Source organism: Nitratireductor sp. StC3, from assembly GCF_003015025.1.
Taxonomy (GTDB): domain Bacteria; phylum Pseudomonadota; class Alphaproteobacteria; order Rhizobiales; family Rhizobiaceae; genus Mangrovimarina; species Mangrovimarina alexandrii.
Genome location: NZ_PYBP01000001.1, coordinates 831355 through 851589, shown reverse-complemented (window position 1 = coordinate 851589; position 20235 = coordinate 831355). Strand labels below are relative to the sequence as shown.

The following is a 20235-nucleotide window of genomic DNA, read 5'->3' as shown; positions in this document are numbered from 1 at the left end:
TGGCGACCGGTCTATGGGGCGATCGTCGCGGCAAGCGAAGGCCACGCCTTCAAGAACGCTTCGCGGGTCCGGATGCCGGGCGAGCCGGATTGGCGCGTTTGGTCCTGGGCCAGACGGGCAAAGACCAGGCGACGCTCGCCGCGGACAGCCCAGCCGACGAACCAGCCAAAACCGCGTGCCCGGTCGAAACTGCCGTCCGCCTTGCGCGGGTAGGCGCCGCCCGTCTTGCCGGAAACGCGCCAGCCGCCGGTTTGGGTCGTCGCCACGATCCGCAGCGTCTTGTCCATTGCGGCCTGGCTGACGGGCAGGCGTCCGGTGACGAGCTTGCGCAGGAACGCCACCTGCTCCAGGGGCGAAATGGCCAGAGACGAGCTGATCCAGGCCCGTTCGAGCCCGTTATTCTTGCCGGGATCGCCGGAAAAATCGGCATTGCCGTAGCCGAAAGCGCGCGCATAACGTGTCAGCGCATCCTCGCCGAGCGCGCGCGTGATGCGTTGCGAATACCACACGACGGAATATTTCAGCCAGCGCGTCGGTTCCGTCGGCCGCCGCCAGTTTTCGCCGCCCCAGTCGACCTCTCCCTCCCGGTAGGCGAGCACCGGCGCTTTCATGTCGGTCAGGAAGCCGGCGTCGAACCCGATCACGGCGAGCGCGACCTTGAACGTGGAAGCCGGCGTCGCACGTAGATCGCACGTGCCGTCTTCCAGCAGGCGCGCACCGGTGTCGGCATCGACGATCACCGTGCACAGCGTTTTTGCCGACGCCGTCGAAGGGACCAGGACCGCCAGCAGCGACAGGCAAAACAGGCATGAGCGGATCATCGAGGTCCTTTCCAAGGTTTGTTCGAAATAAGGACCGGGGCGGGCTAAAGCCAAGTGAAGCGGGAGGTCGCGGCTTTCGCCGGGCCGCGTTTGCCGCTATCAGCGATCCAGATCGTGCTTGTCGGCGACAGGGCTGGCGGAGGCGCGGTCGGGGAGGCACGGATGCAGGTCATCGTCGTCGGCGCCGGCATCGCCGGTCTGTGCACGGCCTGGGCGCTTGCCGCGCGCGGCCACGCCATCACCGTGCTCGAACAGGGGCAGATCCCCAATCCGCTTGCCGCCTCCGGCGACCATCACCGCATCATCCGCCGCGCCTATGGCTCGGTCAGCGGCTACGGCGATGCCATTACCGAGGCCTATGATGCCTGGGACGCGCTTTGGTCCGATCTCGGCCGCAGCCATCTCGATCCGCGCGGGTTCCTGTGCGTGTCGCGCCAAAAGGGCGACGAGGCGGAGGATTTTCTCGAAGGCCTGAAGGCCGGCGGCTATCCGTTCGCGCTTTTCCAGCCGGACGAGGCGGCCGCGCGTTGGCCGTTTCTCGACGCGGGCGCGATCCGTTACGCCTATGCCTCGCCTGAGGGCGGGGCGCTGCACTGCCGGCGCATCGCCGCCGACCTGCTGGGCTGGCTGCGCGACAAAGGCGTCGATGTGCGCGAGCATACCCGTGTCGTCGCCGTCGACGAGGACAAGGGCCGCGTGCATCTGGCCGACGGTGGCACGCTCACCGCGCAGAAAGTGGTCGTCTGCGCCGGCGCCTGGGTGACCAAGCTTTTCCCCGATCTGGCCGGCTCGCTGGCCGTCTACCGCACGGCGGTCGTCTATCTCGACCCGCCCGCTGAACTGGCAGGCGCCTGGGCGGACGCACCCGTCGTGCTGGATGTCGGCGGGGCCACCGACGGCTACATCATCCCGCCCTCTGGCGATGGCGGGTTGAAATTCGGCTCCGGCCTGCACCGCTTCGCCTCGCCCGACGCCGACGCGCGGAGAACGCCCGAGGCCGGCGAGGGCGAGGCGATCCGCGACCTGTTCGCACCGCCGTTGACGCGCATCGCCGACTATCGGGTCTCCTCGGTCGTCACCTGCGCCTATACCTTTACCCCGGACGAGGCCTTCTTCGCCGCCGAGCGCGGCCGCTGCCTGGTGGTGTCGGCCTGTTCCGGCCACGGCTACAAGTTCGGCGCCTATGTCGGCCGTCGCGTGGCCGATCATGTCGAGCGGCCCGATTTCTCCCGTCTGCGCGCCGGGCTGCGGGCCGAGCCTGCGTAAACCATTCCGGCCGTTTCCCGGGGGCGCGGCGCACCCGGCCTTGCGAAAGCGGGACCGGGCCCCTTATCTAGCGCGGAGTGAGCCTTGCCGAATCAAGCCACCGGCGCAATCCAGCTACCGGAAGGGGGATACCTGATGAAAGACCCAGTCGAGACCGCGATGAACCTCGTTCCGATGGTTGTGGAGCAGACCAATCGTGGCGAACGAGCCTACGACATTTTCTCGCGGCTTCTGAAGGAGCGCATCATCTTCATCACCGGCCCGATCGAGGACGGCATGGCCACGCTGGTATGCGCCCAGCTTCTGTTTCTGGAGGCGGAAAACCCGAAGAAGGAAATCTCGCTCTACATCAACTCGCCCGGCGGCGTGGTGACGAGCGGCATGGCCATCTACGACACGATGGAGTTCATCAAGCCGGCGGTCTCCACGCTGTGCATCGGCCAGGCCGCCTCGATGGGCTCGCTCCTGCTGTGCGCCGGCCACAAGGACATGCGTTTCGCCACGCCCAATGCGCGCATCATGGTGCACCAGCCCTCAGGCGGCTTCCAGGGCCAGGCCTCAGACATCGAGCGTCACGCCCAGGACATCATCAAGCTCAAGCGCCGTCTCAACGAGGTCTATGTCAAGCACACGGGCCAGGACTACGAGACCATAGAACGGACCCTCGACCGCGACCATTTCATGACCGCGGAGGAGGCGCTCGAGTTCGGCCTTGTCGACAAGGTGATCGCCAGCCGCTCGGCGATCGAGACCGAGGCCAAGGACAAGCCTGAAGGCTGACCTGGCAGGGCGCGCGCCAAAGCGCGCGCCTGACGCAATTTTGAAACATCCTGCGGCAATTCTGTCACATTCGGGTGTTCCCTCCTGCGGGGGGAGGCCCTACGTTAAGCCTATGTTGAGTTTCGGGGGAATACCCTCGGGCGGGGTTTGGCGAGTTGTTGCCGCTTCGCGCAAAGTGTGTTTCGTAGTCGAACGGGGTAACGGGTGAGTTCGACAAGTCCTCCCGGTTTCCCAAAGACATATCCTCCTCGCCGGCGCTTGCCGGGAAGGACCGAAAAGGACTGAAGGCATGAGCAAGGTCAGCAGCAGCGGTGGCGGCGATTCCAAGAACACGCTCTATTGCTCGTTTTGCGGCAAAAGCCAGCATGAGGTTCGCAAGCTGATCGCCGGCCCGACCGTGTTCATCTGCGATGAATGCGTCGAGCTGTGCATGGACATCATCCGCGAGGAGAACAAGACCTCGATGGTGAAGTCGCGCGAGGGCGTACCGACCCCGCAGGAGATCATCGAGGTCCTGGACGACTACGTCATCGGACAGAGCCACGCCAAGCGCGTGCTGTCGGTCGCCGTGCACAATCATTACAAGCGCCTGGCCCACGCCTCCAAGGGCAACGACGTTGAACTGTCGAAGTCCAACATCCTGCTGATCGGACCCACCGGCTGCGGCAAGACGCTCTTGGCCCAGACCCTGGCGCGTATCATCGACGTGCCCTTCACCATGGCCGACGCCACCACGCTGACGGAGGCGGGTTATGTCGGCGAGGACGTGGAAAACATCATTCTGAAGCTTCTGCAGTCCGCCGACTACAATGTCGAGCGGGCCCAGCGCGGCATCGTCTATATCGACGAGATCGACAAGATTTCGCGCAAGTCGGACAATCCCTCCATCACCCGCGACGTGTCGGGCGAGGGCGTCCAGCAGGCGCTGTTGAAGATCATGGAAGGCACGGTCGCCGCCGTGCCGCCGCAGGGCGGCCGCAAACATCCGCAACAGGAATTTCTTCAGGTCGACACCGCCAACATCCTGTTCATCTGCGGCGGCGCCTTCGCCGGCCTCGACAAGATCATCTCCGATCGCGGCCGCAAGACCTCGATCGGTTTTGGCGCGGAAGTGGCCTCGCCGGAAGATCGCCGCTCGGGCGAGCTGTTCCGGCTGGTCGAGCCGGAAGACCTATTGCGCTTCGGACTGATCCCCGAATTCGTCGGCCGCCTGCCGGTGTTGGCGACGCTGGAGGATCTCGACGAAAAAGCATTGGTCCAGATCCTCAGCGAGCCCAAGAACGCGCTGGTCAAGCAGTACCAGCGCCTGTTCGAGATGGAAAATGTCGAGCTGACCTTCCATGAATCGGCCTTGCTCGCCATCGCCCGCAAGGCGATCGAGCGCAAAACCGGCGCGCGCGGCCTGCGCTCGATCATGGAATCGATCCTGCTCGACACGATGTTCGAGCTGCCGGCCCTGGAAGGCGTTCAGGAAGTCGTGATCTCGGAGGACGTGGTGACCGGCAAGGCCCGGCCGCTCTACATCTACGCCGAGCCGAAAAAGGAAAAGGCCAACGCCAGCGCCTGACCGATCGGTGGCGGCTCGTGCCGCCGTTTCGGCCTCCAGACCGGGCCTAAAGGGTGGCGCGTACGCGCCGTCGGACCGCAATGGTTCGTGCCGTTTCCGTACCTTTTGCGTTTGTCGTGGCGCCGCAGTGCTTGGGTGGCCGGCCGCCCTTGATCTTTGACTGCCGGGCCTCCAACTAAGATAGGACGAGACGGCGCCTCATCCGACCGTGCTTGGGCTTCGCGTGGCGCGAAGCAGAGATAGGCGGAACGGGTCGGTGCCGTTACAATAGGATTCGCGGTTGGCTTAAGGGTGGCCGCGGAATGAAAGGCAAGACTATGACCACAGCCCCAGCGCCCACCGGCTCTGCCCCCGGCGGTGTTTACGCCGTCCTCCCCCTGCGCGACATCGTGGTGTTCCCGCACATGATCGTGCCGCTTTTCGTCGGACGCGAAAAGTCCATCAAGGCGCTCGAAGACGTGATGGGCGCTGACAAGCAGATATTGCTCGCAACCCAGATGAATGCCGCCGATGACGATCCCGCGCCCGACGCGATCTACGAGGTCGGCACGCTGGCGAACGTGTTGCAGCTTCTCAAACTGCCCGACGGCACCGTGAAGGTGCTGGTGGAGGGCGCCTCGCGCGCGCGCATCACCGAATTCACCGATCGCGGCGACTTCCACGAGGTTCGCGCCGAAATGCTGGCCGAGCCCGAGGAAGAAGAGGTTGAGATCGAGGCGCTGGCGCGCTCGGTGGTCGCCGACTTCGAAAATTACGTCAAGCTGAACAAGAAGATTTCGCCCGAAGTGGTTGGCGCCGCCAGCCAGATCGAGGATTATTCCAAGCTTGCCGACACGATCGCGTCGCATCTGGCCATCAAGATCCCCGAAAAGCAGGAAATGCTGGCAACGCTTGCCGTGCGCGAGCGCCTGGAAAAAGCGATGGGCTTCATGGAGGCCGAGATTTCGGTGCTCCAGGTCGAAAAGCGCATCCGCAGCCGCGTCAAGCGCCAGATGGAGAAGACGCAGCGCGAATATTACCTCAACGAGCAGATGAAGGCGATCCAGAAGGAGCTCGGCGAGGGCGAGGACGGCCGCGACGAGATGGCCGAGCTCGAGGAGCGCATCAAGAAGACCAAGCTGTCGAAGGAAGCGCGCGAGAAGGCGAGCGCGGAGCTGAAGAAGCTGCGCACCATGTCGCCGATGTCGGCCGAGGCCACCGTCGTGCGCAACTATCTCGATTGGCTGCTGTCGATCCCGTGGGGCAAGAACTCCCGCGTCAAGCAGGATCTGCATTTCGCCCAGGAGGTGCTCGACACCGATCATTACGGGCTTGAGAAGGTCAAGGAGCGGATTGTCGAATATCTCGCCGTGCAGAGCCGGCAGAAGAAGCTCAAGGGTCCGATTCTGTGCCTCGTCGGCCCGCCCGGCGTCGGCAAGACCTCGCTTGGCAAGTCGATCGCCAAGGCGACCGGTCGTGAGTTCATCCGCATGGCGCTAGGCGGCGTGCGCGACGAGGCCGAAATCCGCGGCCATCGCCGCACCTATATCGGCTCGATGCCCGGCAAGGTCATCCAGTCGATGAAGAAGGCGAAGAAGTCCAACCCGCTTTTCCTGCTCGACGAGATCGACAAGATGGGCATGGATTTCCGCGGCGATCCGTCTTCGGCCCTGCTGGAGGTGCTCGATCCCGAGCAGAATTCGACCTTCATGGACCACTATCTGGAGGTCGAATACGATCTGTCGAGCGTGATGTTCGTGACCACAGCCAACACGCTCAACATCCCGCCGGCCTTGATGGACCGCATGGAAATCATCCGTATCGCCGGTTACACCGAGGATGAGAAGGTCGAGATCGCCAAGCGCCACCTGTTGCCCAAGGCGATCCGCGATCACGCGCTGCAGCCGAAGGAGTTTTCGGTCGACGACGAGGCCATCCGCCTGACGATCCGCACCTATACGCGGGAAGCCGGCGTGCGCAATCTCGAGCGGGAACTGATGAAGCTCGCCCGCAAGGCTGTAACCGAGATCCTCAAGACCGACGCGAAATCAGTCGAGGTGACATCGGACAATCTCGCCGACTATCTCGGTGTGCCGCGCTACCGGTTCGGTCAGGCCGAGGGTGAGGATCAGATCGGTGTGGTCACAGGCCTCGCCTGGACCGAGGTTGGCGGCGAGCTGTTGACGATCGAAGGCGTGATGATGCCCGGCAAGGGCAAGATGACCGTGACCGGCAATCTGCGCGACGTCATGAAGGAATCGATCTCGGCCGCGGCGTCTTATGTGCGCTCGCGTGCGGTCGATTTCGGCGTCGAGCCGCCTGTTTTCGACAAGCGCGACATCCACGTCCACGTGCCGGAAGGCGCAACGCCCAAGGACGGTCCGTCGGCGGGGGTGGCCATGGTCACGGCGATCGTGTCGGTGCTGACCGGCATTCCGGTGCGTAAGGAGGTTGCCATGACCGGCGAGATCACCCTGCGCGGCCACGTGCTGCCGATCGGCGGGCTCAAGGAAAAGCTTCTGGCGGCCCTGCGCGGCGGCATCAAGAAGGTGCTGATCCCGGAGGAAAACGCCAAGGACCTGGCCGAGATCCCCGACAACGTCAAAAGCGGTCTGGAGATCATTCCGGTCGCCCGCGTCGGCGAGGTGCTCGAGCATGCGCTCATGAAGATGCCCGAGCCGATCGAATGGACCGAGCCGGCCGAACCCGCGGAGGCGGCCAAGGCCAAGGCCGACGAGGCGGGTGCGCAGAACCTGGCGCATTAGTCCTCGCCGCCGAGGCGACTGTAGAACAAGGAAAGCCGGGCCCTCTTGCCCGGCTTTTCGTTGGAAAACGATCGAAAAACCCCGCAAATGCGGTCTTTAGCCGATTTGCTGCTTGGTTGGGGCCTTACTTGTCACTAGAGTTCGGGCGCGGCGGGTTGAGTCGCCATAAATGCGGTTTTTGAACGAATGAGGATTTCATGAACAAGAACGAACTCGTATCGGCCGTGGCCGAGGCGGCGAACCTCTCCAAGGGAGACGCGCAATCGGCCGTCGAAGCCGTATTCTCGGTGATCACCGGCGAACTGAAAAATGGCGGTGACGTCCGTCTGATCGGCTTCGGCAATTTCGAAGTGTCCCGGCGCGAGGCGTCCACCGGACGCAATCCGCAGACCGGCCAGCCGGTTCAGATTCCGGCCCGCAACGTCCCGAAATTCTCGGCCGGCAAAGGCCTCAAGGACGCCGTCAACAGCTAGGCTTTTGCGGCGCGGTGTCCGCCGGAAAGCCCGCCGAGCAGCGGATGCCGGGAGCGGGGTGGAGCCTGGTTGCTTCTCGTCGGTTTTGTCGGGGGACGATCAATGAAGCCGGGCACGTCCCGGCTTCATTCATTGTGGGGGTCTGATGACAGAGCCCGGGCTTCGGAGGCTGTGTCGAGCGCACGCCAGCCTCCGTCTCCCACGGCCTCCAGCAGCGGTGTTTCAAACGCGCCGCGCACCCGTCGGCAAAGACCGGCTTCGAGCGTTTCAAGCTCGGTCTGCCAGCGTGCGGTCTGAAGCATGGCATAGGCGAGCACGACCGGCCTTGTTCCTGCCTTGCCGAGCAGCTTGACCACGGCCGCCGTGGAGCGGCCGGTCGAGATCGCGTCGTCGACGACCGCGACCCGCCTGCCTTGCAGAAGTGGCAGCAGGCGCGGATCGAGATAGAGATTTCGCGTGTGTCCCGGACTGGTGATCGAGGCGAGCGGTTCCGAGAGCGCGTCATCATACCAGAATTTCCGCGAGGTTCCGAGCGCGACCATGCGGCTGTGGCCGAGGCCGCGCGCCACCGCGTGGGCGAGCGGCAGGCCGAGGGTCGGCACGCCGACGACGATCTCGGGCTTGAACGGGCGTATGGCGTCGATCATGTGCCCGGCCAGCGCCTCCTCGACGACAAAACTCGCCTGATTGACGATTAGCGAAGCCACCGCGAGCCGGCTTTTGCCGGGCAGGGGGCGGATCGGCAGCGCGATCTGGCACCCGTCGGGCAATACCGCCGGATAAAGCGTGTCGTGGCGCGTCTGCGCCTTGCAGGCAAAAAAGCCCGGCGGATAGAGTTCCTGCCAGAATTCGTGCGGTTTCAGTGGCAATCGCGTCCTTTCTGTTGCAAAAAAAGACCTCGAAACAAGGTTTTGCGCGGCGCGACCGGGTCGGCCCACGGCGGATGGAGTTTAGGGATGACGGGAGCGGAAAACCATGCCGGCGAGGACGAAATCGCCTTTCTCACCCGCTTGAGGCGCGATCTCCACGCCCATCCGGAACTCGGTTTCGAGGAGGAGCGCACCAGTGCACTCGTTCGCCGCATCCTGAACGAGGCGGGCCTGGCGGTTCACGCCGGCCTGGGCAGGACCGGCGTCGTCGGCACGCTGTCGCGCGGTGCGGGCGGACGGCGTATCGCCTTGCGCGCCGACATGGACGCACTTGCCATGGGCGAGGCGGCAACGGCCGACGAGCGGCCCTACCGTTCGACGATCGAAGGGCGCATGCATGCGTGCGGCCATGACGGGCACACGGTCATGCTGCTGGGGGCGGCGCGTGCGCTTGCAAACCATCCCGATCTTGCCGGCACCGTGCATTTCGTCTTCCAGCCGGCCGAGGAGGGCCGGGGCGGTGCCAAGGCGATGATCGAGGACGGGTTCTTCGATCGCTTTCCGGTCGATGCCGTCTACGGCCTGCACAACATGCCGGGGCTTGCCACCGATCAGATCGCGGCGGTCGAAGGCCCGCAACTGGCCAGTTCCGACCGCTGGACGCTGACCTTCCGGGGCAAGGGCACGCATGGCGCCAAGCCGCATTTCGGACGCGACGCCGTCACCGCCGCCGGCCATTTCCTGTCAGCGGTCCAATCGATCGTGGCGCGCCGTGTCGACCCGTTGCAGCCGGCCGTGGTCAGTGCCTGCGCGCTTTCGGCCGGCGATTTCGACGCCCTTAACGTCATTCCCGACGAAGTGCGTATCGGCGGCACCACCCGCGCCTACACGCCGGAGACCCGCGACCTGCTCGAGGAAGAGATCGGCGTGTTCGCGCGCGGCGTCGCGTCGATGTTCGGCATCGAGGTCGATTACCGCTACATCAGGCAGATCCCGCCGGTGATGAACGATCCCGAAACGACGCGGCGTGCCCGGCGTGCGGCCGAATTGGCGCTGGGTGCCGGGCGGATCGTGAACACCTTCGCCCCGTCGACGGCCGGCGACGACTTTGCGCATTTTTCCGCCGTGGTGCCGGGCGCCTATGTCTGGCTCGGCAACGGACCGGCCGAAAACGATGCGCTCCATCACAACAGCCGCTACGATTTCAACGACGCCGCGATTGCCTCCGGCGTCGCCTTCTGGACCCGGCTGGTGGAAATCGAACTGGCAGCCGACTGAGCCCGCCTCAGCGTTTCCCAAGCATGTCGGCAAGCAGCGCCAGCGCCTGGTCGGCGTCGACGCGCAGCGCCACCGTCACGCTGGGCGCGTCCGCCTTGCCGGGCGCCAGCGCGCCGGCGTCGGGTCCTTCGCCGGTATCGACCGACAGGGTGAGGTCTTCGCAGTCGAACAGGTCGGGGCGGAGCGCGAACAGCATCACGCAGGGATCGTGCAGCGGCCGGCTGGTGCCGCCCGTCGTGGTGGTGAAATAGGCCTCGATCAGGTCGGCGGAGGCGGTTGCTGCCGTGGTGGAGGCCGCGCGCAGCGACGCCACATAGGCGCGCGCGGCGCGCACGCGGCGTGTCACGTCGAGCGGGATCAGCGTCACCGGTAGGCCGCTGCCGAGCACGGCCGCCGCCGCCTCAGGATCGGCGGCCAGGTTGAATTCCGAGCGCGGCCCGATATTGCCGGGCTCGTCGATGGCGCCACCCATTGCGATGATGCGGCCGACGCGCTGGGCCGTGTCCGGCCGGTCTCGCAGCAAAAGCGCCAGATTGGTCAGCGGCCCGAGCGCCAGGATATCGAGCGTGCCGGGCGCAGCCGCGTCCAGCGTGGCTGCGATCCAGCCGGCGGCGTCGGCGCCGGCCGGTGGCGCATGGGGTTCGGGAAACGGCACTCCACCGAGCCCGTCGCGACCATGAATCTCGGCGGTATCAAATCCCTTGCGCGCCAGCGGCTCGGCCGCTCCGGCGATCACCGGAATGTCGCCGCGCCCGGCCAGCGCCAAGATGCGGCCGGCATTGCGCGTGGTGGTCTCGATGCCGATATTGCCGGCGACCGTCGTCACGCCGCGAATGTCGAAGGCGGGTGCGGCGAGGGCGGCCAGGATGGCGATCGCGTCGTCGATGCCGGGGTCGGTATCGATGACGACCGGCCGGGGCGCGGTGTCGTTCACGCTCTTTCGGTCTCCGTTGCGGCAAAGGCGGCAAGGATGCGCGCCCAGGAGCGGATGCCCTTGTGGTAGCTCGACAGGTCGTATTTTTCGTTCGGGCTGTGGATACGGTTGTCGAACTTCGCAAAGCCGACCAGCAGCGAATCCATGCCGAGCCGGTCTTTGAAGACGGTCGCGATCGGGATCGAACCGCCAGTGCCGGCGACCGCCGCCTCGCAGTTCCATTCTTCGGACAGCGCCCCGAGCGCCTTTTGCAGCAACGGGCTGTCGATGGGCATCACGGTGGCCGAACTGCCGCCATGGACCACGAAATCGACGCTGCAATCCTCCGGCACATGCGCGCGCACATGGGCGCGGAAGGCCGCGCGGATTTTTTCGGGGTCCTGGCCGGCAACCAGGCGGAAAGAAATCTTGGCGTGTGCCTCGGCCGGGATGACGGTCTTGAAGCCGTCGCCCGTATAGCCGCCCCACAGGCCGTTAATCTCGCAGGACGGTCGCGCCCAGACCTGTTCCAGCACCGAATAGCCGGTCTCGCCGGCCGGGATAGACAGGCCGATATCCTTCAAAAACCCCTCCTCGTCGAAGGGAAGCCGTTTCCAGCGCGCCGCCACGTCGGCCGGCAGCGGTTTGACGCCGTCATAAAACCCGTCCAGCGTGACGCTGCCGTCCGGCGCGCGAAGCGTGGCGATCGCCTCCGACAGGACCTGCAGCGGGTTGCGGGCGGCATTGCCGAACATGCCCGAATGCAGGTCGCGGCAGGCGCAGCGCACCGTCACTTCTTCCTGCACAATGCCGCGCAGCATGGTGGTGATCGCCGGGGTCTTGTCGTCCCACATGTCGGTGTCGCACACCAGCATGACATCGGCCTTCAACTCCGCGCCGGCCTCGTCGAGGAACGGCCCGAGACTGGCGCTGCCGGATTCCTCCTCGCCCTCGAACAGCATCGACACCTGGATCGGCAAGGCGCCTGCCACCGCCTGCCAGGCGCGGCAGGCTTCCACGAAGGTCAGCAACTGCCCCTTGTCGTCGGAGGCGCCGCGCGCCACGATATGGGTGTCGCCATTGTCCTGCGGCACCAGCGTCGGCTCGAACGGGTCCGAGTTCCAAAGCGGCAGCGGATCGACCGGCTGCACGTCGTAATGGCCGTAGAACAGCACGTGCGGCCCCGGCTTCGCCGACGCGTGGCCGACCACCATCGGATGTCCCCGGGTCGGCCGCGCCGACGCCTCAAAACCAATCTCGGCGAGCGCGCCCGCAAGCCAGTCGGCCGCACGCCGGCAGTCGTCGGCATAGGCCGGGTCGGTGGAAACCGAGGGGATGCGGATCAACTGGAAAAGCCGTTCCAGACTCTGGTCCAGATTGGCGTCGATATGCGCGAGAACGGCATCGAGTTGTTCGGTCGGGGCGGGCATTGTCGTCTCCTGTCGATTGCGGGTCGCGTCGGCGATCCATGCCGGACGGGCTGGCCAAGCGCAATGCCGGCGGCCGGCCAGCGGGCCGGCTTGTCGTGGTCCAGGTTCAGCCGCCGGCGTCGATCCGCGTCATCTCGGCCTTGAAGCGCGTGGCCACCTGCAGCGCGTCGCGCAAGACCTGCTTGCGTTCGAGCGTCAGCACGGTGCGGTCGCGCATCAGCCACGATCCGGCCACCATGACGTCGCGCACATCATCCGGCATGGCCGAAAATACCAGCGTTGCATAGGGATCGTAGACCGGCTGCAGGCGCGGGGCCGTCATGTCGATGCGGATCAGGTCCGCCTGCTTGCCAGGCTCCAGCGTGCCGATGTGTGCATCGAGGCCGAGCACGCGCGCGCCCTCGACCGTGGCCATGCGGATCACGTCCACACCGGGCATCGGCTTGCGGCTGTGGCCGAGAAGCTTCTGGAACATTGTGACCGGCGCGAACTGTGAGAACAGGTCGAGCGTGTTGCCGCTCATTGGCCCGTCGGTGGCGATCCCGACCGGCAGACCGGCCGCCCGCATCGCCTCCACCGGCGCGATGCCGCGGCCGGCCTTGGCGTTGGAGCGCGCATTGTGGGCAACGCAGACTTCGGCGCGCGCCATCTTCTCGATGTCGCTTTGCGACACGTGCAGACAATGGGCGCAGATCAACCCTTTGCGCAGCAACCCGGCTTTCTCGACCAATTCGACCGGACGAAGCCCGTGATTTCTGGCGCACCAGTCCATTTCCGAATCCATCTCGGCCAGATGGATCTGAACCGGCACGTCGGGGTGGGCGTCGGCCCAGCGCGCGACCCGGTTCATGACCACGATGTCGGTCGAATAGGGCGCGTGCGGCGCGATCGAGGCGATCACCCGCGGATGGCCGGCAAATTCGGCCACAAGGTCTTCGGTCAACGCGAAGCCGGCGTCGATGGTGGCGTGGTCGGGCGGGTCGAAATCGGCGATCGTCTGGCCGACGACGCCGCGCATACCGGCCTGGTCGATCACACGGCCGACCTCGGTTTCGAAATAGTACATGTCCGCCACCGTGGTGACGCCGCCGGCGATCAGCTCCAGCGCGGCGAGCCTTGTGCCGGCCCGCACCATCTCCGGTGTGACGAATTTGCGTTCCAGCGGCAGCACGTAACGATAGAGCCGGTCGTCGACATCTTCGCCGAGGCCGCGAAACAACGTCATCGCCATATGGCAATGGGGGTTGACCATGCCTGGCATGACGATGTCGCCATCGACGTCGAACGTTTCGGCGCCGTCGATGGCGGGCGCTGGGCCGGCGCCCGTCGCGGTGATCGTCTCGCCCTCGATCTGCACAAACCCGTTCTCGATCACCGGCATCTCCGGCGTGCATGGCAGCAGCGTGGCGTTGGTGATCAGCAGGGTCATGAGTGGTCCCGGTCGGGTTGGGGCATGTCAGGTGAAGGCATCAACGGGCTGTTCCCGGCCATCACTCCGCGTCGAGCACGCAGCACTGGTCGGGCACCGGCACCAGCCGCGCCGGATTGCCGGGTTCCAGCGGTGTCGACAGCGCCCCGTTGGCGATCAGACGCCCGGTTTCGGTCTCGCATTGATACTGGTAGGCGCGCCCGAGATAGGTGCGCAGCCCCAGCTTGGCGGGAATGCCCGGCGCGTTCGGGTCGGCGCTGACGGACAGCCCGTCTGGCCGCGTCGCCAGCACGAACCGGTCGGGGATGTCGCCGAACCGGGCCTGGCTGAGCTCGAGCCGGGTGCCGCCGGCCGCCTCGGCCGTCACCTGGTCGCCCTCGCGCGCCACGACGCGCATCGCGATCAGGTTTTCGAAGCCGACGAAACGCGCGACGAAGGCGTTGGCCGGCCGCTGATAGAGGTTTTCGGGCGTGTCGAACTGCATCAGGCGCCCCGCATTCATGATCGCCACCCGGTCGGAGATCGAGAACGCTTCCTCCTGGTCGTGGGTCACGTAAACCGATGTGGTGCCGTTGGCGCGCTGCAACTGGCGGATCTCCACCCGCATGTCGATCCTGAGCTTGGCATCGAGATTGGATAGCGGTTCGTCGAACATCAAAAGCGGCGGCTCGATGACGAGCGCGCGCGCCAGCGCCACACGTTGCTTCTGGCCGCCCGACAGCGCACCGGGCAGGCGGTCCGACAGCCCCGACAGGCCGACGCGTTCGAGCATGGCCTGTGCCTTGCCGTTACGTTCGCTCGAGCCGACGCCGCGCTGCTTGAGCCCGAAGGCGACATTGTCGAGCACGCTCAGATGCGGAAACAGGGCGTAGTTCTGGAACACCAGCCCGATGTCGCGCCGATAGGCCGGCAGCCGGGTCAGGTCGCGGCCGCCGAGCGTGATCCGGCCGGCCGTCGGCTCCAGGAAGCCGGCAATCAGGCGCAGCGTGGTCGTCTTGCCGCAACCCGACGCACCGAGCAGCGAAACCAGTTCGCCGGCTGCCACCGATAGCGACAGGTCCTCCAGCACCTTGGTGGTGCCATAATGGGCGGTGACGTTTTCGACGGAAAGCGGCTGGGTCATCGTGTCTACTTTGTCAGGAAGGTCAGGCCGAGCGTGCGTTCCACGATCGCCATCACGGCGACGGTCAGCACCATCAGCAAAACGGATACGGAAGCGATCGTGGGGTCGAAGAACTGCTCGACATGGGCGAGAATCTGAATCGGCAGCGTGGAGATGCCGGGGCCGGTCAGAAACAGCGAGGTCGACACATCGTTGATCGAGGTGATGAAGGCCAGGATGAAGGCGGCGATCACGCCCGAGCGCACATTCGGCAGCACGATGGTGAAAAAGGTCTTTGCCGGCCGGCTGCCAAGGCTGATCGCGGCCTCCTCGATCGAGAAGTCGAACGAGGACAGGCTGGCCGAGATCACCCGCACGCAATAGGGCAGCACGATCAGCGTATGGCCGATCAGAAGCGACAGGAAGATCGGCAGCGAAGCGCCGACGGCAACGGATTTCAGCAAGGAAAAACCAAGCACGATCTCCGGCACCAGGATTGGCAGCACGAACACCGTCGACAGCCAGGACGGCAGCTGGATGCGGTGGCGGTTGAGTGCGTAGGCGGCGGGTATCCCGACCAGTAGCGCCAGGCCTGTGGCCAAAAAGGCGAGCTGCATGCTGGTCACGATGGTACGGCGGAAGGCGCTGATCTCAAAAATATTCTCGAACCACCTGAAGGTCAGGCCCTGCGGCGGAAACGTCAGATAGGAGGTGTCGCTGAGGGCCGCGCCGATCACAATGATCAGCGGCCCGACCAGGAAGATATAGACCACCGCCGCGAAGGCGACGAGAGAGCGGGGCATGGATGTGTTCATCACGTCGTCATCGGGTTGAGGCGCTTGGCGATGCGGGTCATGGCCAGCACCACCGACACGGTGATGACGACCATGATCGTGGCGATGGTGGAGGCGCTGACCCAGTCGAAATTGACCATTGCGGCCTGGTACATCAGCGTGCCCATCATCATCTGACGCTCGCCGCCGAGGAGCTGGGGCGTGGCGTAAGAGGTGAAGGACCCGGTAAAGACAAGCACGGCGCCGACGATCAGGCCCGGCACGGCGAGCGGGAAGATGACCTGGCGGAAGGTTGCGACCGGAGTGGCGCCCAGCGAGGCGGAGGCCTGGATGACGTCGTCGGGGATGTTCTCGAGCACCCCGACCAGTGTCAGGATCATCAGCGGCGTGAACAGATAGACCATCGCCACGATGACCGACCCTTCCGTATAGAGCATCGACAGCGGTTCGCCGATGACGCCGATCCAGGTCAGGAAATTGTTCAAAATGCCGTTCTTGCCCAGAATGATCAGCCAGGCGAAGGAGCGCACGACCACGCCGGTCAGGAGCGGGAACACGGCGGCGATGATCAGGATGCTTTTCAGCCGGCCGGGCGCGCGCGAGACCACATAGGCGGTCAGGAAACCAAGCAAGAGCGAGATCGCCGTCGTTGCCAGCGAGACCTCGAGCGTGCGCCACAACACCGTGCGGCGGAAGCCGCTGTTGAAGAAATCGAGATAGGGCGCGATCGGCCCCGAGCCGTCGCCGAACGTGGTGGCGATCGTTAGGGTGACCGGCACGATGAGGAACAGCGCCACCAAGACGGTCGCGGGGAAGGCGAGTATCCAGCCGGCGAAACGTTTGGGCATGGTCGAAATTTCCGCGTTCTAGTAGAGCCGTCGCGGGCTGGGTGTGGACGCTGTCTGCCGTGGCACGCTGAGGGTTTGGAAAGGGAGGCGGTGCCGCCGCCGTCCCCATCCATGTCGCCGCATCCGCCGCGGGTTTTGACCCAAGGACGGGTGTGAGGCCGCCCTACATGCCGAAGATTTCGTTCCAGCGGTCGATCCAGCCCCTCTTGGCGGCGTTCATCTTGGCGTAGTCGACACGCTTCAGATTATCGATCATCTCCGCGCCATAGGTCCACTGCTTAGCCTGTTCCGGCGTCAGTTCGACCGATTTCACCACCGGTGCGTCGACGCCGTTGGCGGCAAGCGTTTTCTGCAATTCGGGGTCGAGGATGAAATTGATGAATTCGTGCGCGAGCTCGACGTTTGCGGCGCCCTTGGGAATGTTGACCGTGTTCAGCGTTGCCACTGCGCCGTCCTCCAGGTCGGCCCACACCACGGTCGGCACGGCCGCCTGCAACTGCGCCAACGCGAAGTCCTGGGCGAGCGACACCGTCACCTCGCCGGTCGAGAACAGATTGATCATCTCCGAGCCGGTCTTGTAGTTCTTGACCACGTTCGGCTTCAGCGCCTCGATCTCGGCGAAAGCCGGACCGTCGTCCTCGAAGGCGTCGGTGCCGGCCTTGTCGCCGGCCAGCATGACGACCATCGGGCCGGCCGTCGTGGTAATGCCGGGCAGCGAGATCTGACCCGTCAGGTCGTCGCGCCACAGATCGCTCCAGCGTGTGATCGCCGGCTCGACCTTGGCCGAATCGTAGACGATGCCCACGCGGCCGATCGAGTAAGCCGGGCCGTATTCGCCCTGCGGCGCCTGCGCCATCTCGTAGAGCCCGTCGATATTCGGGATTTTTGAGCGATCGATCGGCTGGAAGAGGCCTTCCTCGATGCCGATCTGCGAATAGGAATCGGTGAAATAGGCGACGTCGACGCCGCCGCCGCTGCGGATCTTGATCTTGTTCAGCCGGTCGGCATTGTTGCCGGTCTCGAAGACCAGCTCGCAGCCGCACTGTTTCTGGAACGGCTGGACGATGTACTCGTTGAGCTTGTCGCCGTTGAAGCCCCACCAGGAAATCGTCAGCGTCTTGGACTGCGCCACTGCCGGGCCTGCCGCCAGCATGGCCGCCGCACAGGCGGCGCCGGCGAGGATGCGCGAATAGGTGCCGATCATGTCTTGCCCTCTGTTTCGGTTTCGCCGCGGGAGGTCGACGGCGGCAAAAAAGACTATTTTTGCTTCCCGCGTGCGGCAAGGCAAAACCGTGTCCGGACCGGGTTTTCCAATTGGAAAACCGTCCGACGGCACAAAAAATCGAAAAAACAATCGCCATGGTGGCAGCCGGGCCGCGCGGCAACCGAAATCGCTCCCATCGTCGTTAGGGTTGCCGCTGGCGTCGGCCGCGCCGGCGGTCGGACGGGGAGGCGCCGCCGCGGTCGGCGCAAGCCCGGTCGTTGATGCTGCGCGGAGCGCGGCCGTTAAACTGCCCGGCCGAGAAGGGTGCCGTACCCAGACACCGAGGGCCGGCGTCCGGTCAGTTCCAGTGCTCCCCACAGCGTCACTGCATTGGCCGTCAGCACCGGCACGTTGAGCCTATCCTCGAGTGTTTCGATGAAATGCAGGCTGGGCATTGCGGTGTCGGGAATGAGCAGCGTGTCGGAACCGGGCGAAAACGCTTCGACGGCCTTTTCGACGATCGTCTCGGTGGGGAGGGCGGGAACATCCCAACCGGTAGGGATGTCGAGACAGGTGAGTGCGTCGACCGACAGTCCGGCCTCGCCAAGAAACGAGCAGAACGCGCGCGCGGTGGGCTCTGGATAGGTGGCCAGAACGCTGGCTTTGCGCAGGCCGAGACCGCGCATGGCGTCCACGAAGGATAGGGACGTGCTGGTCGCCGGCGCCTCCACCGCCTGGCCGATCGCCTCGGCCTGGCGGGCGGCGAACGCGCTTCCCGACATGAAGCTGCCGCTGGTGCAGGCCCAGGTGATGGCGTCGAGATCGAAGCCGCGCAGGCGTTGGGCGGCCTCGGTGATCCAGGCGAGTTGACCCGTCTCGCGCAAGGCGTCCAGATCGTGGTCGTTGCCGTGCGCGCCGCCAATCCGCGAGATGGTGAAATAGAGCTTCACGCCCGCGTCGGCCGCCTGCTCGAACGCGTAGTAGTCGGCCTCGGGGCCGCCGCTGGGGATGATCATCCCGATCCGCACGCACTCATTCATCCGTATGTCCTCCGAGGGCCGGGGTCGGCCGGTTGGTTGCTCCGTGCGCCGGAGCTGCGTTCGGGTTCCAAAAGGGACCCATTTTACGCCCTGTCTTTGGCGCGGTCCGCGCGCCGCCAAGGCCGGGTTTCGAAGCTCTCTTGACGGGGAGCGGGTTTACAGCTACATTTAACGTTAAATAAGACCTCAATCAAGGCTAAATACCTGATCGTGAACGGGAGGCATGATGTTCGCACTGGAGGAGCAGGTCGAGGAGAAGCGCTCGCCTTGGGGCTTGGTCGCCGTCATGGCCACGCTCGCGCTGATCGGCGTCGCTGCCTGGAAATACGTCAATTGGCAGCTTCTCGCCTCACTGGATTTTTCGGTCGTGTGGGACTACCGGCTTGCGCTCGCCAAGGGGCTGATGGTGACGCTTTACCTGACCGCCATCGCCGGCCTGTGCGGCCTTACGGCGGGCACCGTGCTCGCCGCGCTGTCGCAATCGCGGCTGGCGCTGGTGCGCTGGGTCGTCGTTGCCTATGTCGAATTGTTCCGCAATACGCCGATCCTGGTTCAACTGATCTGGATTCACTTCGCGCTGCCGGTCTTTACCGGCTGGAACACGACGGCGTTGCAAAGCGGAACGATCGCGATCGCCCTGCAGGCCAGCGCCTATTTCTCCGAGATCGTGAGGGGCGGCATCGAATCCGTCCCCAAGGGGCAGTGGGAGGCCGCCTACGCCCTGGGGCTGCCGGCACGCACGACGTGGGGGCGGGTGATCCTGCCGCCGGCCCTGAAGTCCATGATCCCGGCGCTGGTCAATCTCACGATCAGCTTCTTCAAGGCGACCTCCATCCTGTCGGTGTTGCAGGTCAGCGAACTGATGACGATCACCAACAGGATCAGCAATGCGGTCTACAAGCCGATCGAGCTGTTTACCGCGGCTGCCGTGATCTATTTCGTTCTCGGCTACATCCTGAGCCAACTCACCCTGCGTCTCGAACGCGCGGCGAAATGAGCGGAGGGTGTGATGAACTTTGAAATCCAGCACCTGGTAAACAACTACCCTCTCATCCTGCAGGGCTTGCTCGTGACGCTGCGCATTTGCGCCGTGTCTCTCGCGATCGGTACGGTCCTGGGGCTTGTCGCCTGTTTCATGAAGCTGGAAGGCCGGGGCTGGCCGTATCGGTTTGCCGTCGCCTATATCGATTTCTTCCGCACCATTCCTGAAGTCGTCCTGATCTTCTGGGTCTATTCCTGCCTGCCGCTGCTGTTTTCCTTTCGCCTGACGGCGGAAGCTAGCGGCATCCTGGCGCTCAGCCTGTTCGCGTCGGCCTATCTGGCTGAGATATTCCGCGCCGGCATCAATTCCGCTAGCCGCGGGCAGGTGCAGGCCGCCTTGGCGCTCGGCATTCCGGTCCGAGTCATCTGGATGCGCATCATCATGCCGCCGGCCATTCGCCGCATGATGCCGGCGCTGGTCAGCTTTCTCTCCGAACTGATCAAGGCAACCAGCCTGCTTTCGGCGATCGGCGTTGCGGAAATGGCCTACCAGGCGTCGGTCCTGGGCTCCAAGACCTTCGCTTATGTCGAATTTCTGTCCGCGATCGCGGTTTTGTACTTCGTGACGATTTTCCCGCTGAGCCTTTATGTGCGCCGCGCCAACCAGAAACTCGCGGGCAAGGCGGGACACTAATG

General features: G+C 64.8%; 18 protein-coding genes. 8 read left to right on the top strand and 10 right to left on the bottom strand.

Features of this window, described 5'->3' with window-relative positions; translation table 11 throughout:
• Positions 1-11 precede the first annotated feature (11 nt).
• Complete coding sequence (gene blaOXA / locus C7T96_RS04230; protein WP_106569873.1) at positions 12-821, bottom strand: class D beta-lactamase; 810 nt, start codon at positions 819-821, stop codon at positions 12-14.
• A gap of 162 nt (positions 822-983) precedes the next feature.
• On the opposite strand from blaOXA, the gene C7T96_RS04225 reads away from it, so the two are divergent.
• The 5 genes from C7T96_RS04225 (at position 984) to C7T96_RS04205 (ending at position 7651) form a co-directional block, all read left to right on the top strand.
• On the top strand, positions 984-2087 hold the full coding sequence (locus C7T96_RS04225; RefSeq protein ID WP_106570003.1) for an FAD-dependent oxidoreductase: 1104 nt from the start codon (positions 984-986) through the stop codon (positions 2085-2087).
• Between the two features lie 135 nt (positions 2088-2222).
• The gene (locus tag C7T96_RS04220) at positions 2223-2867 is read left to right on the top strand and encodes an ATP-dependent Clp protease proteolytic subunit (protein ID WP_106569872.1); all 645 of its coding nucleotides are present in this window, start codon (positions 2223-2225) and stop codon (positions 2865-2867) included.
• A 289-nt stretch (positions 2868-3156) separates the two neighbouring features.
• The gene (clpX, locus tag C7T96_RS04215; RefSeq protein ID WP_106569871.1) at positions 3157-4434 is read left to right on the top strand and encodes an ATP-dependent Clp protease ATP-binding subunit ClpX; all 1278 of its coding nucleotides are present in this window, start codon (positions 3157-3159) and stop codon (positions 4432-4434) included.
• A gap of 317 nt (positions 4435-4751) precedes the next feature.
• Complete coding sequence (gene lon / locus C7T96_RS04210) at positions 4752-7178, top strand: endopeptidase La (protein WP_106569870.1); 2427 nt, start codon at positions 4752-4754, stop codon at positions 7176-7178.
• Between the two features lie 197 nt (positions 7179-7375).
• Positions 7376-7651 carry an HU family DNA-binding protein gene (locus tag C7T96_RS04205; protein WP_106569869.1) on the top strand — a complete coding sequence of 92 codons (276 nt, stop codon included), beginning with the start codon at positions 7376-7378 and terminating at the stop codon, positions 7649-7651.
• A 125-nt stretch (positions 7652-7776) separates the two neighbouring features.
• Here C7T96_RS04205 and C7T96_RS04200 read toward each other — a convergent pair whose 3' ends face one another.
• Positions 7777-8520: a phosphoribosyltransferase gene (locus C7T96_RS04200; RefSeq protein ID WP_106569868.1), complete on the bottom strand. Its 744-nt coding sequence runs from the start codon at positions 8518-8520 to the stop codon at positions 7777-7779.
• An 87-nt stretch (positions 8521-8607) separates the two neighbouring features.
• Here C7T96_RS04200 and C7T96_RS04195 point away from each other — a divergent pair, with 87 nt between their 5' ends.
• Positions 8608-9798 (top strand): M20 aminoacylase family protein, encoded by a 1191-nt coding sequence (locus tag C7T96_RS04195; RefSeq protein ID WP_106569867.1) that lies wholly within the window; start codon positions 8608-8610, stop codon positions 9796-9798.
• A 7-nt stretch (positions 9799-9805) separates the two neighbouring features.
• Here the strand turns inward: C7T96_RS04195 and C7T96_RS04190 are convergent, their stop codons facing one another.
• The 8 genes from C7T96_RS04190 to C7T96_RS04155 form a co-directional block, all read right to left on the bottom strand.
• Positions 9806-10732 (bottom strand): nucleoside hydrolase, encoded by a 927-nt coding sequence (locus C7T96_RS04190; RefSeq protein WP_106569866.1) that lies wholly within the window; start codon positions 10730-10732, stop codon positions 9806-9808.
• Positions 10729-12141 carry a dipeptidase gene (locus C7T96_RS04185; RefSeq protein WP_106569865.1) on the bottom strand — a complete coding sequence of 471 codons (1413 nt, stop codon included), beginning with the start codon at positions 12139-12141 and terminating at the stop codon, positions 10729-10731. The genes C7T96_RS04190 and C7T96_RS04185 overlap by 4 nt, the downstream gene beginning before the upstream one ends.
• A 106-nt stretch (positions 12142-12247) precedes the next feature.
• Positions 12248-13570, bottom strand: coding sequence for an amidohydrolase (locus C7T96_RS04180; RefSeq protein WP_106569864.1), 1323 nt, complete (start codon positions 13568-13570; stop codon positions 12248-12250).
• A gap of 61 nt (positions 13571-13631) precedes the next feature.
• Positions 13632-14693 (bottom strand): ABC transporter ATP-binding protein, encoded by a 1062-nt coding sequence (locus tag C7T96_RS04175; RefSeq protein WP_106569863.1) that lies wholly within the window; start codon positions 14691-14693, stop codon positions 13632-13634.
• 5 nt (positions 14694-14698) lie between these two features.
• Positions 14699-15475 carry an ABC transporter permease gene (locus C7T96_RS04170; RefSeq protein ID WP_238719741.1) on the bottom strand — a complete coding sequence of 259 codons (777 nt, stop codon included), beginning with the start codon at positions 15473-15475 and terminating at the stop codon, positions 14699-14701.
• A gap of 11 nt (positions 15476-15486) precedes the next feature.
• Positions 15487-16314 carry an ABC transporter permease gene (locus C7T96_RS04165; protein WP_106569861.1) on the bottom strand — a complete coding sequence of 276 codons (828 nt, stop codon included), beginning with the start codon at positions 16312-16314 and terminating at the stop codon, positions 15487-15489.
• Between the two features lie 163 nt (positions 16315-16477).
• A complete protein-coding gene (locus tag C7T96_RS04160; protein WP_106569860.1) occupies positions 16478-17518 on the bottom strand; it encodes an ABC transporter substrate-binding protein in 1041 nt (346 codons plus the stop codon).
• A 302-nt stretch (positions 17519-17820) separates the two neighbouring features.
• The gene (locus tag C7T96_RS04155; RefSeq protein WP_106569859.1) at positions 17821-18558 is read right to left on the bottom strand and encodes a maleate cis-trans isomerase; all 738 of its coding nucleotides are present in this window, start codon (positions 18556-18558) and stop codon (positions 17821-17823) included.
• Between the two features lie 223 nt (positions 18559-18781).
• Here C7T96_RS04155 and C7T96_RS04150 point away from each other — a divergent pair, with 223 nt between their 5' ends.
• Both C7T96_RS04150 and C7T96_RS04145 read left to right on the top strand, forming a co-directional pair.
• Positions 18782-19555: an amino acid ABC transporter permease gene (locus C7T96_RS04150; RefSeq protein ID WP_106569858.1), complete on the top strand. Its 774-nt coding sequence runs from the start codon at positions 18782-18784 to the stop codon at positions 19553-19555.
• Between the two features lie 12 nt (positions 19556-19567).
• Positions 19568-20233, top strand: coding sequence for an amino acid ABC transporter permease (locus C7T96_RS04145; protein WP_106569857.1), 666 nt, complete (start codon positions 19568-19570; stop codon positions 20231-20233).
• The last annotated feature ends 2 nt before the right edge of the window (positions 20234-20235 follow it).

Excerpts from the sequence above, each read along its gene's own strand:
- blaOXA (WP_106569873.1), bottom strand. The coding sequence starts at position 821 with ATGATCCGCTCATGCCTGTTTTGCCTGTCGCTGCTGGCGGTCCTGGTC.
- C7T96_RS04225 (WP_106570003.1), top strand. The coding sequence starts at position 984 with ATGCAGGTCATCGTCGTCGGCGCCGGCATCGCCGGTCTGTGCACGGCC.
- C7T96_RS04220 (WP_106569872.1), top strand. The coding sequence starts at position 2,223 with ATGAAAGACCCAGTCGAGACCGCGATGAACCTCGTTCCGATGGTTGTG.
- clpX (WP_106569871.1), top strand. The coding sequence starts at position 3,157 with ATGAGCAAGGTCAGCAGCAGCGGTGGCGGCGATTCCAAGAACACGCTC.
- lon (WP_106569870.1), top strand. The coding sequence starts at position 4,752 with ATGACCACAGCCCCAGCGCCCACCGGCTCTGCCCCCGGCGGTGTTTAC.
- C7T96_RS04205 (WP_106569869.1), top strand. The coding sequence starts at position 7,376 with ATGAACAAGAACGAACTCGTATCGGCCGTGGCCGAGGCGGCGAACCTC.
- C7T96_RS04195 (WP_106569867.1), top strand. The coding sequence starts at position 8,608 with ATGACGGGAGCGGAAAACCATGCCGGCGAGGACGAAATCGCCTTTCTC.
- C7T96_RS04185 (WP_106569865.1), bottom strand. The coding sequence starts at position 12,141 with ATGCCCGCCCCGACCGAACAACTCGATGCCGTTCTCGCGCATATCGAC.
- C7T96_RS04180 (WP_106569864.1), bottom strand. The coding sequence starts at position 13,570 with ATGACCCTGCTGATCACCAACGCCACGCTGCTGCCATGCACGCCGGAG.
- C7T96_RS04175 (WP_106569863.1), bottom strand. The coding sequence starts at position 14,693 with ATGACCCAGCCGCTTTCCGTCGAAAACGTCACCGCCCATTATGGCACC.
- C7T96_RS04170 (WP_238719741.1), bottom strand. The coding sequence starts at position 15,475 with ATGCCCCGCTCTCTCGTCGCCTTCGCGGCGGTGGTCTATATCTTCCTG.
- C7T96_RS04165 (WP_106569861.1), bottom strand. The coding sequence starts at position 16,314 with ATGCCCAAACGTTTCGCCGGCTGGATACTCGCCTTCCCCGCGACCGTC.
- C7T96_RS04160 (WP_106569860.1), bottom strand. The coding sequence starts at position 17,518 with ATGATCGGCACCTATTCGCGCATCCTCGCCGGCGCCGCCTGTGCGGCG.
- C7T96_RS04155 (WP_106569859.1), bottom strand. The coding sequence starts at position 18,558 with ATGAATGAGTGCGTGCGGATCGGGATGATCATCCCCAGCGGCGGCCCC.
- C7T96_RS04150 (WP_106569858.1), top strand. The coding sequence starts at position 18,782 with ATGATGTTCGCACTGGAGGAGCAGGTCGAGGAGAAGCGCTCGCCTTGG.
- C7T96_RS04145 (WP_106569857.1), top strand. The coding sequence starts at position 19,568 with ATGAACTTTGAAATCCAGCACCTGGTAAACAACTACCCTCTCATCCTG.